The sequence below is a fragment of the Avibacterium sp. 21-594 genome (genome assembly GCF_026226815.1).
Classification (GTDB): Bacteria; Pseudomonadota; Gammaproteobacteria; order Enterobacterales; family Pasteurellaceae; genus Avibacterium; species Avibacterium avium.
On record NZ_JAKKOC010000001.1, the window covers coordinates 18,692 to 32,274 of the forward strand.

Here is a 13,583-nt window from a genome sequence, read left to right on the forward strand (position 1 = left end):
ATCTAGCTAGAAAGTGCGGTGATTTTTACCGTATATTTTTTTACGTATACTTAGGAAAGCATTATGAACAAACAATTCTCACCATTATTTGAACCTTATCGTTTAAATAATCAAGTTGAAATCAAAAATCGTTTAGTGGTTGCGCCAATGACGCATTTTGCCTCAAACCCTGATGGCACATTGAGCGATCAAGAGCGTCAATTCTTGCAACATCGTGCGCAGGATATGGGAATGTTTATCACGGCAGCAACATTAGTGTCTGAAAGTGGTAAGGCATTTCACGGTCAGCCTGAAGCCATTAAAGAATCTCAGCTTGAGAGCCTTTCACAAACTGCCGATTTGCTTAAAAAACAAGGCACAAAGGCTATTTTACAACTTCATCACGGTGGTAAGTTAGCATTAAATGAATTGTTAAATGGCAAAGATAAAGTTGCGCCTTCTGATGATGCCGAAACAGGCGCAAGAGCCTTAACTGAAGCAGAAATCGAACGAATTATTGCGGATTTTGCACAGGCTACCGATCTTGCGATTAGAGCGGGTTTTGATGGGGTAGAAATTCACGGTGCAAACGGCTATTTGTTGCAGCAATTCTTTTCTGCACAAAGCAACCAGAGAACGGATAAATGGGGCGGTGATTTGACTCATCGCTTACGTTTTCCATTAGCCGTGGTTGATGCAGTGAACGCAGTGCGCGAAAAATATCAGCAGCCTGAATTTATCATTGGTTACCGTTTATCGCCAGAAGAACCAGGGGAAAACGGCATTACAATGACGGAGACGTTAGCGCTTGTTGAAGCATTAGCACAAAAAACCTTGCAGTATTTACACGTTTCTTTATGGGATTTCTACAAGAAAGTACGCCGTGGAGGCGATACTCAAATGGCGCGTTTAGCCTTAATTCATCAACAGTTAAATGGCCGCTTGCCATTAATTGGTGTGGGGAATTTATTTACCGCAGAACAATTATTAGCCGCCTTGGATACAGGCTGGGTGGAATTCGTTGCCGTGGGGAAATCCGTAATGATTAATCCAACGTTAGCTACCTTGATTAAAGAAGGAAAAACGCAAGAAATTATCACCGCACTTGATCCAGAAAAAGCGGATCATTACGACATTCCAGATGTGCTGTGGAGCTTATGCGTTAAAGGCAGTCCTTGGCTTCCACCAGTAAAAGGGCAGGACTGGCAACCTGTAGATCTATAGATATGGATAAAAAAAATAGCAAGGAAATTTCCTTGCTATTTTTTATTGCGCATTAAGTTTAAGGCCGTTTAATCAAACGCTTACGCATTTTGATGTTGATCATTTCTACCACCACGGAGAAGCCCATCGCGAAGTAAATGTAGCCTTTTGGAATGTGGAAATCTAAGCCCTCACCAATTAACGCCACACCCACTAAAATCAAGAATGAAAGGGCAAGCACTTTCAGTGTTGGGTGCGATTCCACAAAATCGCCAATCGGTTTGGCAGCCAGCATCATTACGCCAACGGCAATAACAATTGCCAAAATCATCACGCCAATTTCGCTTGCCATTCCCACAGCGGTGATCACGGAATCCAGCGAGAATACAATATCTAAAATGGCAATTTGAATGAGTACGCTGAAAAAATTCACTTTTTTTGCCGCACTTTGGTCTTCGCCCTCTTCTTCTGGTGTCATTGCGTGGTGAATTTCGTGGGTACTTTTCGCCACCAAAAATAACCCACCCACGATTAAAATAAGATCACGCCCTGAAATTTGTTGCGAGAAAATTTCAAATAACGGCTCAGTGAGTTTCATTAACCAAGAAAGGGAAAGTAATAATAAAATACGCGTTGCCATTGCCAAGCCTAAGCCGATTAAACGTCCTGATTGGCGTTGTTGGGCTGGCAAGCGTCCTACCAAAATACTGATAAAAATAATGTTATCAATACCTAAAACAATTTCTAATGCGGTTAGGGTAAATAAAGCCACCCAAGCTTCGGGGCTGGCGATCCAGTCAAACATAATAAGTTCCTTATAGATTAAATCTAAAGCGAACAATGATATAGATTTCTTGCTTTAATGCAAAGGAAAATCAGCCATTTTGCTGAAATTGTTGCAGGATTTCGTGAGTGAAATTTTTGCGTAAATAAAAGCCGAGCGGTAAGGTGTCAATCATCTCTCCATTTCGCCCAATGCCTTTGGTTAGCGCTTTGCTATTTGCGCCTTTAGGGCGAAGTTGCAGCACCTCACCAAGGCGCGCGGTGATTTCATCAAGCCGACCAAATACGATATATTCCATTAATTCTTCCCAATCTTGCTGCAAACGTTGCTCTTGCTCAGGTGAGGGCTGCCATAAAATAGGCTGTCCAATATGACGTTCGGCAAGGGGAATGGTGCGTTCGCCTTCAATGGGAATCCACAGCACTTTGGATAATTTATGGCGAACGTGAGAAGACTGCCAAGTGATTCCGCTATTTTGAATCAGCGGCGCAAGGCTGACGAAGGTGGTTTCAAGGGGCTTGCCTTGTCGATTAATGGGAATAGTTTTGAGTTCAATGCCAAGGTGGGCAAAATCTTGTTCCGCTTTGCTGCCAGCAGTTGCGCCCAAGGCGGTTTCTAGCAGCATTCCCACCCAGCCTTTATCCCGTTTCAAATTGGGCGGCACAGTCATATTCAGCTCCTTGGCGACTTCACCAAAGGTGAGTCCTGCCAGCGATTGCGCAAGGGAGAGTAGGGCTTGTTCGGAGTTTGGGCTATTCATAAAGTGCGGTGCTTTTTTATCAAGTTTTTGTTAGCGTTGATACTTTTTCAATAATTTCTGTTTGACGTATTCCACGCCTTTATCTACATAAGCAATATTTTCTAACTGTAACAAATGGCGTTTGGCAGGCAATCCGCCGCCAAATCCCGTTAGCTGACGAGTTTTCCCTAACACGCGATGGCAAGGAATAATAATGCTAATTGGATTACTTCCCACCGCACCACCTACAGCGCGCACTGCTTTCGGCTTGTTAATGCGATTGGCTAACTCGCCATAACTTGTGGTTTCACCATAAGCAATTTGGCAAAGCTGCTGCCAAATGCTTTGCTGAAAAGGCGTGCCTTGTGGATTAAGCGGAATCCCTGCAAAATCTTCTTTTTCACCATTAAAATAACGGGTTAATGCCATCGAAACTTGCGCAAAGAGCGGGTGATTTTCCTGTAAAATCCATTTCGGATTTGGCGCAATTTGCTCAGCTTCTAAATCTAAATTAGTCAATTTGTTATCTTGGCTAATCATCAATAACCGCCCAATGGGGGATTGGTAATAGCAATAATAGATTTCGGACATTGGGAATTCTCTAAAACACGACATAAAAAAGCCTATCCAGTAGGATAGGCTTATTATAATCAAATTCGTGTAAATGCCTAGTTCTTTAATTAGAAGCTATAATTTACGTTTAGGCCGTAAAGGTTGGCGCTAGATTTTGAATTGTAGTTAGTTTTTACTTCAACTAAACCGCCAAGGCTTTGTGTTTCTGTGAAAGTAACTTTCTTACCGCGTAGGTGAGCAAAACCGAAGTCCACAGAAAGATCTGGGGTAAATTTGTAGGTCGCACCTAAGCTATACCAAGTACGATCAGTATCTGGAATTGATGTACTTGCGTGTTCAGTTGGTGCTGCGGCTTCATCGTAGGCAAGACCTGCACGTAGTGTCAATTTATCATTTACAATATAGCTTGCACCGATCGCAACACGAGTATTATCACGGAATTTTTCTTCTTTATGGAAAGCTACATTACCATTGCGAGAGCCTGCTGGCACGCTGTCATAAGTTGCGTGTAAATTTTTCAAACGACTCCACTCTGTATATTTGTAGCTATAATGTACTGCAAAAGAATCTGTTAATTGATGGAAACCAGAGATTTCCCAATAACCTGGTAAATTCAGTGTTAATGAGCCTGAACCAACATAAGGTCTAACCCCATAAGGTTGATAGCTAATGGCATAGCGATCTTTAAATTTCACATCAACTTTTGAGTGGTAAGCAATACCGATACGGTTTCTTTCATTCAACTCATAAACTAAGCCAGCATTCCAACCGAATCCCCAAGCACTTTTATCTTCAAGATGAGTTAGGACTGTTCCTTTTTCAACGCCTGCACCAATTGTTCTAGCTAATTGTGCATAAGCGCTAGGACTTGCAGCAACAGCATTTAATGCATCATCTAGGATACCTGCTGTACGTTCTACTTTAGCTTTTGCATAAACAGCATTAACACCTAAACCAAGGCTTAAACCTTGAGTTATACGGTATGCACCGCTTAAATTGAGATTTACTGCAGTTAAATCAGTGGTTCCACCAAAAACGCCAGCGCTATAATCACGATCATATTCACTTTTTAAACCAAAGTTTACATTCATTCCAGCACCCATAGCGAATTTATCATTGATTGGTGCAACAAAGTACATATTTGGAACAAGAGAACCTGGCACAACATTGTTGTTATCTGCTGATTGTGGACGAGTAACTGGCATACCACTCGCAGTAGTAGCGATTACCGTGCCATCAACACGAATTTTAGAATCGACATAAACCCCACCTGCACTAAATTGGTTGGTTTTAAATAAAGTCATTAAAGCAGGGTTGGTAGCCACCACAGAGGCGTTATCAGCAATAGCCGCTTCACCAGCATAAGCACGGCCAAGACCTGAGCTTGAAACTTCTGCTAATTGGAATGCAGCTGCTTGCGCACCTCCTGCAACAGCCAATAATGCAGAAGAAAGAAGTGTTTTAGTAAAAAGCGTTTTTTTATTCATAGTGAACCTTTTTGTTGTTCTGTTGTCTTTAAATAATCGCCTTGGATTGTAAAGAAAGGTTACTACTATCGCAAACAAATTCGACCTATGCCTTTACAGCTCTGACCAGTTAAGTTTCTGCAAATATAGTGAAAGTGCGGAGTTTTTGTAGAAATTTTTATAGGATAAAAAATAAAACGCCCCTTAGGGCGTTTTACCATTTCAATTTCACTTTTCAGTTATAAAAATGTCCATAACAAAATGGCCAATAATTGTGGTGAAATAATCCTTAAGAACATTACGAGTGGATATACAGTGGCATAAGAGAGTGCCGCAACACCGCTGTCTTCTTTAATCGCATTGGCAAAGGCTAAAGCAGGTGGATCGGTCATTGAGCCTGCGAGCAATCCGCATAAAGAGAGATAGTTTAATTTGAGATACAGCCGTGCGATAAGTGCGGTTGTCATTAATGGAATAAAGGTTATTAAAATACCATAGCCCATCCATTCAAGCCCAGAGCCATTAACGAGTGTATCCACAAAGTTACCGCCAGATTTTAACCCGACTACGGCAAGGAACAGAACGATGCCAATCTCGCGTAAGGCTAAGTTGGCACTTGGTGGCATAAACCAGTAGAGTTTTCCGATACTACCAATTCTGGCCAAAATCAGCGCGACCACTAATGGCCCGCCAGCTAAACCAAGTTTAAGTGCTACTGGGAAGCCTGGAATATAAAATGGAATGGAGCCTACAAGCACACCTAAGCCAATTCCGATAAAGACAGGAAGCATTTGTACTTGTTGCAGTTTTTGTTGCGCATTGCCGATTAATGCAATGGCGTTATCAATCACATCAGAGCGTCCGACAATGTGTAGTACATCACCAAATTGTAAGGTGGTATCAGCACTTGGCACAAGATCTACCCCTGCACGGTTTAGGCGAGAAATCACCACGCCATATTTTTGATGAATACCAAGGGATTTAATTTTTTTACCGAGTACTTTTTCATTGGTAACCACAATGCGCTCGGAGCGTAAATCCCCTGTGAGCGTGGAACGCGGCACATCAACTTCTTCGCCAATCACTAAACGCATTTTGCGTAAGGTGTGAGATTCCCCCACCAGATGCAATAAATCATCAAGGAAAATTTCGGTATCTGCGTTAGGAACACTCACATTCTCACCACGTTTTAGACGAGAACACACCACATCTTTACTTTCAAAACCAGGGATTTCTACCAACGGCAAACCATTTAAGTTAGGGTTAGTAACGCGTACGTTAATTGAGCGAAGGCTTTCTTTATCTTGCCCGCTTTCTTTTTGTGAACGAAGTGCTTCTTCATCAATTTTTATCTTAAAAAACAACCGCACTAGCCACATTGTGAGCAGAATTCCACAGATCCCAAAAGGATAAGCAACCGCATAAGCCATACCCATATGACCTGTGGTTTGCGTCATTCCTAATTCAGACAGAATTTGTTGCCCTGCCCCCAAAGACGGCGTGTTGGTTACCGCACCAGAATAGATCCCCAAAATAACATCAAGTGGCACTTCTGCCGCTTTATATAGCACCACTACACTCGCTGCACCGAGTAGTACAATAAGCATCGCTAAGCCATTGAGTTTTAAGCCAGATTCGCGTAATGAAGCAAAGAACCCCGGCCCCACCTGAATACCAATGGTGTAAACAAACAAAATGAGTCCAAACTCTTGAATAAAATGTAAGGTATGGGTGTCTAAATGCAGGCCATATTGATTGGTGAAGTGGGCAACAATAATACCACCAAATAGCACACCACCAATGCCTAAACCCACGCCACGGATTTTGAAATGTCCGATCCATAGTCCCACAACAGCAACCAGCGCAAGAATACTGATTGTGACTGCAATCTCACTCATAACAACCTCAAAAAATTTAATTTAACTGTAAAAATTATACCAATCTCTAGGTAGAAAGCATAAATTAAAGTTTAAAAGTTTAATCTACATCACATTTTTCTTGTAAGTGCGGTGATTTTTGCTTACATTTTTTGAACAAAGTTAAAATTTAGCTCTCTAACAAAGCAGAATTTTTATTCGCTTTTACTCGGAATTACAATAATGAATTGGTCAGAAGTCTTGTTATCTTCTTTGCAATGGATCTTGCAAAGTTTACTTATTGTCAGCATTGTTTTTACGCTTATTTTTAGTCTATTAGTAAAAACAACAGATTGGGCAAGTCAATTTTGGCGCTTGGCTCAACCTTATCTTTCAGTGAAAAAAAATTGGCGTCCGTTTGCTTACTTTTGGGTGATCATTTTCTTTAATTTGATCTCAGTGCGCTTGGATATTCTTTTTTCTGAATGGTATAACGCAATGTACACCAGCTTGCAGGAAATGAACGTAACGGTTTTTTGGCAACAAATGATCGTTTTTTCACTGCTCGCAACAGTTCACGTTTGTAACGTACTTTTAACCTATTACATCTCGCAACGTTTCACCATTCAATGGCGAACCTGGTTGAACCAACATTATTTAGACAAGTGGATCAAAAACCAAGCCTATTACAAAACTCAATATGGCATAACGCAGTTAGATAACCCCGATCAGCGTATTCAACAAGATATTGAATCCTATATCAGTCGCTCACTGAGCTTTGCCACAGGCGTGATTTCTTCTAGCGTTTCTTTAGTAGCATTTACCCTGATTTTATGGAATCTTTCTGGCCCAATGGCAATTTTAGGCATTGAAATTCCCCATATGATGGTATTTCTAGTGTTTACTTATGTGCTGATCACAAGTTTGATTGCCTTTAGAATTGGGCGACCATTGGTTAAGCTCAATTTTGCCAATGAAAGACTTAATGCAAATTATCGTTATTCTCTGATCCGCTTGAAAGAATATGCTGAAAGCATTGCATTTTATCGCGGTGAAAAAATGGAACAGAATCTACTGGTGCAACAATTCAACCGCATTATTGGCAATATTTGGCAATTAATTTACCGCACTTTAAAGTTATCAGGCTTTAATTTAGTGGTTTCTCAGGTTTCCGTGATTTTTCCATTGCTTATTCAAGCCGTGCGTTATTTTAACCAACAAATCAAATTAGGCGATTTAATGCAGACCGCACAAGCTTTCGGAAAAGTGGAATCGGCCTTGTCCTTTTATCGTAATGCGTATGATGATTTTGCCGCTTACCGTGCCGTATTGGATCGTCTAACTGGTTTTCAAACAGCAATCGAACAAGCAAGCCAACCAACAAAAATCCAATTACAACAAACCAATAGCCCATTGCAGGTTGAAAATTTAACGATTCAAACGCCAAATGGCGAAATGTTACTAGAAAATCTCACGCTGAATTTACAACAAGGGGATTATTTACTAATTCAAGGCGATTCTGGCGTGGGAAAAACAACCTTACTTCGCAGCTTGGCAGGGCTTTGGCCTTATGCAGAAGGAACTGTGAGCTACCCAACAGAACAAGCCCTATTTCTATCTCAAAAGCCTTATCTTCCACAAGGACGCTTAATCGATGCGCTTTATTATCCAGCATTAGCCGATGAAAATGTGGATTTCACAAGTATTGAACAGATTATGCAACAAGTAAATCTTGGCCATCTTAGTGATAGACTAGAACAAGAAAATGACTGGACACGAGTGCTTTCCCTTGGTGAGCAACAGCGTCTTGCCTTTGCCCGTTTATTATTGCATAAACCACAAATTGCTTTTCTTGATGAAGCCACCGCAAGTATGGACGAAGGGCTAGAAGACGCAATGTATCGCCTAATCCGAACCGCATTACCGAACACCACAATCATCAGTGTGGGTCATCGTTCTACCTTACAAATACACCACCCACTACAACTTAAAATCTTATCGAATAAAAAATGGGTGTTGTTAAAATGAAAAACAAATGAGGTGAAAATTTGACAAAATAGTACCGCACTTTTCGAGCCACTAAGGATAATCCTTAATAGTTTAGGTGACGCTTTGCACAGGAAAATAGGAAAGACTAGGCTTATGAACATAACCTAGTCTTTTCTATTTTATTTTGTGAAGCTGATCAAAAATTTCAGTTTTATTTCATAACAAAATAGAATAAAAGTGATAGAATTTTTGCGATTTACATATTAAAAGGAGTTGATATGAAACTTGATGAATTAGCTAAATTAGCTGGTGTTTCTCGCACAACGGTGAGCTATGTTGTTAATGGCAAGGCCAAACAATATCGCGTGAGTGATAAAACCATTGAAAAAGTGCAGTCGCTAATCAAAAAATACGATTTTAAACCGAATGCGATGGCGGCTGGGTTGAGAGCGGGAAAAACCAATACCATTGGGTTGATTATTCCTGATTTTGAAAATATGAGCTATGCGAGAATTGCTCATCAGCTTGAACAAAAGTTTCGTGAAAAAGGTTATCAGCTGTTGATTGCCTGTTCTAATGATAATCCAAATAATGAGATGGCTTGTGCCAAGCATCTTTTCCAACGCAAAATTGATGCGCTGATTGTTTCTACTTCATTGCCTGCGGATAATTTATTTTATCAGCAAAGTGAAGTGCCAGTTTTTGGTTTTGACCGTAAGATCAGCGGGGATAATGTGATCAATGTGCTATCTGATGATAGAAATGATGCTTATCGTTTGGCGCAGGATTTGTTTAAACAGCAATCTTTTAACAACGTACTCTTTTTGGGCGCGTTACCTGAATTGCCAACCAGTAAAGAGCGTGAATTAGGCTTTCGTGAGGCATTAAAAGAGCGGTCAGAAAATTCGGTAGAATTTCTTTATAGTGGACAATTCCACCGCGATTCTGCAGCGCAAACCTTTGAACAATGGCTTGTAACAAATTCGTTGCCAGATGCTTTATTTGTTACTTCCTTGACGTTGTTACAGGGTATATTCCAAGTGCTATTAAGACAGAACAAGGGGATTCCACAGCAATTAGTGATTGCCACTTTTGGGGATCACGAAATGTTAGAATTGTTGGGCAATAAAACCCTATGTGCGGTGCAAGATCATAAGAAAATTGCCGATAAATTGCTTAATTTAGTGTTAGAACGGCTTAACCATAAATCTGAATCAGAAAGCTTACCAGAACCAACTAAGGTATTGCGCGATTTAGTTTATCATTGCTAATCAGCCAAAGGCGGCGGTAGCGGTTCTGGTTTGCCTAAAAAGTGCGGTTCTTTTTCGATTAAAAGATCGAGCACCGCCTGTACTCTTGCGAAAAACTCGCGGAAACGTACAAAGGTATAACCACTCGGGTATTCCGCCGCAAAGCAGATTGCATCAATATTATGATATTTGGCAATGAATAAAGCCCGTTCACAATGAAAACGCTGTGTAATAATGGTGATGGAATGGGCTTTAAACACTTGATCGGCGCGGATCACAGAATCTAGGGTGCGAAATCCTGCATAGTCGCGATACATATACTCTTCTGGCACACCCATTTTTTTCAAATCTTTGAACATTGTGCGCGGTTCGTTATATTCCACTGTGCGGTTATCTCCGCTAAGCAGTAAATAATCTACTTTGCGTTCTTTAAACAGTTCACTTGCTGCATTCAAACGGTAAGAATAAAACAGATTTGGCGTGTTTTTAGCGAAATATTTTGATGTGCCTAGCACCAATCCATAAGGGCGATAGGGTAGTTTATTGATGTCCGTATAAATACCTTGGCGAACGTAAAAGCCGATTGCCTGATCGATCAGCACCAAAACGAAAACACACAAAAAAAGACAAAACAGACTGTATTGCAAAAATTTGCGTGGTAGATAGCTCAGCCACCGAAAAGAAAAAAGGTAACGGAAAAAGGATTTCAGCATAAAATTCGTATTTTTTTATTTCTTACTCATCAAAATAATAAAAAACACTAGTAAATTCAAGTAAATTTATTCTAAAATACGTCTAGAAGTTTAGACGTCTAAAATTTCTTGACAATGTATAGGGCTAAGGGTAGTTTATGTATCCTACCTTGGCAAGATCGCATCAATGAAGTAATGGATAGGCAATGGCAGTACAAACAGCAACACTCTTTACACAAACACCGCTCAACCTCACCTTAGGTGGGGAGCTTGGACATATTGATGTTGCCTACCAAACCTATGGAAAGTTGAATGCGGATAAAAGCAATGCAGTGCTGATTTGCCACGCTTTAACTGGCGATGCTGAACCCTATAATGATGACCCTAATCAAGCAGGTTGGTGGCAAAATTTTATGGGAGAGGGCTTGGCGTTGGATACGTCAAAATATTTTTTCATTTGCTCTAACGTGCTAGGTGGCTGCAAAGGCACAACAGGGCCTGCGTCAATCAATCCACAGACACAAAAGCCTTATGGCAGCCAGTTTCCGCATATCCTAGTGCAGGATATTGTCAAGGTGCAAAAAGCACTGATCGATTATCTTGAAATTCCCCATTTAAAAGGCATTGTTGGCGGTTCGTTCGGCGGAATGCAAGCCACTCAATGGGCGATTGATTATCCTGATTTTATGGATAATATCGTCAATCTTTGCTCTTCTCTTTATTTTAGTGCGGAAGCCATTGGGTTTAATCACGTTATGCGCCAAGCCATTATCACTGATCCTAATTTTAATAATGGTGATTATTATGGGGGTGAACCGCCCTCGCAAGGGCTAGCAATTGCGCGAATGTTAGGAATGCTCACTTATCGCACCGACATTCAGCTGGCCAAAGCTTTTGGACGCGCCACGAAAGTGGAAGGGCAGTATTGGGGGGATTATTTCCAAGTGGAATCCTATCTTAGTTATCAAGGTCAAAAATTTCTCGATCGTTTTGATGCCAACAGCTATTTGCATTTGTTGCGCGCATTGGATTTGTACGATCCTGCGTTAGGTTATGAAAGTGCAGAGCAGGCATTGTCGCGTATTAAAGCGCGTTATACTTTAATTGGCGTGACTAATGATCAGCTTTTCAAAGCCGTGGACGTGAGAAAAAGTAAAACTATGCTTGAACAAGCTGGCGTTGATTTGAGCTATCACGAATTTCCTTCCGATTACGGCCACGATGCCTTTTTGGTGGCTTATGATGCCTTTGAAAATCCGATTAGGCTTGGTTTAGAAAATCATCAGAAAAATCGCTAAAAAAACACCGCACTTTATGCAAAAAAGAGCGGTGTTTTCTCAATAAATTTTTCTACAACGGTTTATTTTTGATAGAAATACAACCCTTGGAATGTCTCAAGGGTGAGCTGGTTTGCCACTTGTGGCTGACTGGCTTGAATATGGCTGTTTTCGAGCAATGTCCATTGCTGATTTGCCAAATTCGCAGGCAGTTCAATTTGTTGTGGTTTACCGGTTAAATTGGCTAAAACTAACAATTTTTCCTCCGCACTTTCACGCAGATAAGTCCATACATCAGGTGAAGTTGGGTTGAGATCTTGATAGTTTCCCTCAATGAAAATCGGATATTGCTTACGTAAGGCGATGAGACGTTGATAAGTATAAAATACCGATTGTTCATCTGCCAGCGCGTGTTCCACGTTAATCTCTGCACGCCCAACGCCAATCCAAGGCTCAACTTGGCTAAAACCACAGTAGCTGTCATTGTTCCATTGCATTGGTGTACGGCTGTTATCGCGCGATTTTTGTGCCAAAATTTTCATTAATAGATCTTCGTCCATTCCCTGTTCACGCAGTTCGGCGAACATATTTAGGCTTTCTACATCACGATATTGACTGATTTCGGTGAAATTTGGATTGGTCATTCCGATTTCTTCGCCTTGATAAATATAAGGTGTGCCTTCCATTCCGTGCAGCACCATTGCGAGCATTTTAGCGGACTGTTGATGCCATTTGCCCTCATCACCAAAACGGGAAACAATGCGCGGCTGATCGTGGTTGCACCAAAAGAGCGCATTCCACGCTTTGTCGTGCATTCCTTGCTGCCAATAATTAAAAATTTGCTTTAATTCCACAAAATCTGGCTTGGCGTGTGTCCATTTTTCGCCATTTGGATAATCCACTTTTAGATGATGGAAATTAAAGGTCATTGATAATTCTGAGCCTTGGTTGTTGGCATATTGCTGACAATGTTCAAGGCTTGTGGAGGACATTTCGCCCACAGTCATCAGGTTACGCGGTTGGAACACTTCACGGCTTAATTCTTGCATAAATTCGTGAATGCGTGGACCATCAGTATAGAAACGGCGGCCATCACCTTGATTATCATTAGGAAAATCTTGGTTTTTGGAAACCAGATTGATCACGTCTAAACGTAGGCCGTCCACGCCTTTGTCCGCCCAGAAATGACAAATTTTTTGTAATTCTGACCGCACTTGTGGATTTTCCCAATTCAGATCCGCCTGTTCCGTGGCGAAAAGGTGTAAATAATGTTTGCCAACGCGATCATTCCATTTCCACGCATTGCCGCCAAATTTAGAACGCCAATTATTCGGTGGCGTCTTGGCATCATCACCACGCCAAATATAAAATTGATGATAAGGGCTTTGCGGATCCTGCGCCGCTTTGAACCATTGATGCTCCGTTGAGGTGTGGTTAAACACCATATCCATAATAATACGGATATTGCGTTGATGCGCTTGCTCAACCAGCTGTTCAAAATCTTGCATTGTGCCGTAAGTAGGATCAATAGCGCAATAATCGGCTACATCATAACCATTATCCACCTGTGGCGATACATAAATTGGCGTGATCCAAATAGCATCTACGCCCAGTTTTTGCAGATAATCTAAACGCTGAATTATGCCTTGCAAATCGCCAATGCCGTCGCCAGTGGTGTCTTGGAAACTTTTCGGATAAATCTGATAAATTACCCCATTTTTCCACCATTGCGGACGAGATTGCGTAGGCGAAAGTGCGGTGTTTTTTTCTGTCAT

Annotated in this window: 11 protein-coding genes; 4 read left to right on the forward strand and 7 right to left on the reverse strand. The window is 41.2% G+C overall.

All coding sequences use genetic code 11. The annotated features are described in order from the left end of the window. Positions 1-63 precede the first annotated feature (63 nt). Positions 64-1,203, forward strand: a complete 1,140-nt coding sequence (locus tag L5B76_RS00105) for an NADH-dependent flavin oxidoreductase (RefSeq protein WP_265753774.1) — start codon at positions 64-66, stop codon at positions 1,201-1,203. A 58-nt stretch (positions 1,204-1,261) separates the two neighbouring features. Here the strand turns inward: L5B76_RS00105 and L5B76_RS00110 are convergent, their stop codons facing one another. The 5 genes from L5B76_RS00110 to L5B76_RS00130 form a co-directional block, all read right to left on the reverse strand. Continuing rightward, on the reverse strand, positions 1,262-1,987 hold the full coding sequence (locus tag L5B76_RS00110) for a TerC family protein (protein WP_265753775.1): 726 nt from the start codon (positions 1,985-1,987) through the stop codon (positions 1,262-1,264). Positions 1,988-2,057: 70 nt separating this feature from the next. Next, positions 2,058-2,726 carry a DNA mismatch repair endonuclease MutH gene (gene mutH, locus L5B76_RS00115; protein WP_265753776.1) on the reverse strand — a complete coding sequence of 223 codons (669 nt, stop codon included), beginning with the start codon at positions 2,724-2,726 and terminating at the stop codon, positions 2,058-2,060. 30 nt (positions 2,727-2,756) lie between these two features. Then, positions 2,757-3,296 (reverse strand): methylated-DNA--[protein]-cysteine S-methyltransferase, encoded by a 540-nt coding sequence (locus tag L5B76_RS00120; RefSeq protein WP_265753777.1) that lies wholly within the window; start codon positions 3,294-3,296, stop codon positions 2,757-2,759. An 89-nt stretch (positions 3,297-3,385) separates the two neighbouring features. Beyond that, positions 3,386-4,765, reverse strand: coding sequence for an outer membrane protein transport protein (locus tag L5B76_RS00125; protein WP_265753778.1), 1,380 nt, complete (start codon positions 4,763-4,765; stop codon positions 3,386-3,388). A 218-nt stretch (positions 4,766-4,983) separates the two neighbouring features. Then, entirely contained in the window at positions 4,984-6,642 is a 1,659-nt protein-coding gene (locus L5B76_RS00130; protein ID WP_115249509.1) for a putative transporter, read from the reverse strand. 201 nt (positions 6,643-6,843) lie between these two features. Here L5B76_RS00130 and L5B76_RS00135 point away from each other — a divergent pair, with 201 nt between their 5' ends. Then, on the forward strand, positions 6,844-8,628 hold the full coding sequence (locus L5B76_RS00135; protein WP_265753779.1) for an ABC transporter ATP-binding protein/permease: 1,785 nt from the start codon (positions 6,844-6,846) through the stop codon (positions 8,626-8,628). 239 nt (positions 8,629-8,867) lie between these two features. Continuing rightward, a complete protein-coding gene (cra, locus tag L5B76_RS00140) occupies positions 8,868-9,860 on the forward strand; it encodes a catabolite repressor/activator (protein WP_265753780.1) in 993 nt (330 codons plus the stop codon). Here cra and L5B76_RS00145 read toward each other — a convergent pair. Beyond that, positions 9,857-10,552, reverse strand: a complete 696-nt coding sequence (locus L5B76_RS00145) for a SanA/YdcF family protein (RefSeq protein WP_416086133.1) — start codon at positions 10,550-10,552, stop codon at positions 9,857-9,859. The genes cra and L5B76_RS00145 overlap by 4 nt on opposite strands. Positions 10,553-10,737: 185 nt before the next feature. Here L5B76_RS00145 and metX point away from each other — a divergent pair, with 185 nt between their 5' ends. Further along, positions 10,738-11,829: a homoserine O-acetyltransferase MetX gene (gene metX / locus L5B76_RS00150; protein WP_265753782.1), complete on the forward strand. Its 1,092-nt coding sequence runs from the start codon at positions 10,738-10,740 to the stop codon at positions 11,827-11,829. A 62-nt stretch (positions 11,830-11,891) separates the two neighbouring features. On the opposite strand, the gene treC is transcribed toward metX, so the two are convergent. Beyond that, positions 11,892-13,583: an alpha,alpha-phosphotrehalase gene (gene treC, locus L5B76_RS00155; RefSeq protein WP_265753783.1), complete on the reverse strand. Its 1,692-nt coding sequence runs from the start codon at positions 13,581-13,583 to the stop codon at positions 11,892-11,894.

Bases quoted from the DNA above. Each gene is read 5' to 3' on its own strand.
- L5B76_RS00125 (WP_265753778.1), bottom strand. From the start codon at position 4,765: ATGAATAAAAAAACGCTTTTTACTAAAACACTTCTTTCTTCTGCATTA.
- cra (WP_265753780.1), top strand. From the start codon at position 8,868: ATGAAACTTGATGAATTAGCTAAATTAGCTGGTGTTTCTCGCACAACG.
- mutH (WP_265753776.1), bottom strand. From the start codon at position 2,726: ATGAATAGCCCAAACTCCGAACAAGCCCTACTCTCCCTTGCGCAATCG.
- L5B76_RS00105 (WP_265753774.1), top strand. From the start codon at position 64: ATGAACAAACAATTCTCACCATTATTTGAACCTTATCGTTTAAATAAT.
- L5B76_RS00135 (WP_265753779.1), top strand. From the start codon at position 6,844: ATGAATTGGTCAGAAGTCTTGTTATCTTCTTTGCAATGGATCTTGCAA.
- treC (WP_265753783.1), bottom strand. From the start codon at position 13,583: ATGACAGAAAAAAACACCGCACTTTCGCCTACGCAATCTCGTCCGCAA.
- L5B76_RS00130 (WP_115249509.1), bottom strand. From the start codon at position 6,642: ATGAGTGAGATTGCAGTCACAATCAGTATTCTTGCGCTGGTTGCTGTT.
- L5B76_RS00110 (WP_265753775.1), bottom strand. From the start codon at position 1,987: ATGTTTGACTGGATCGCCAGCCCCGAAGCTTGGGTGGCTTTATTTACC.
- L5B76_RS00145 (WP_416086133.1), bottom strand. From the start codon at position 10,552: ATGCTGAAATCCTTTTTCCGTTACCTTTTTTCTTTTCGGTGGCTGAGC.
- metX (WP_265753782.1), top strand. From the start codon at position 10,738: ATGGCAGTACAAACAGCAACACTCTTTACACAAACACCGCTCAACCTC.
- L5B76_RS00120 (WP_265753777.1), bottom strand. From the start codon at position 3,296: ATGTCCGAAATCTATTATTGCTATTACCAATCCCCCATTGGGCGGTTA.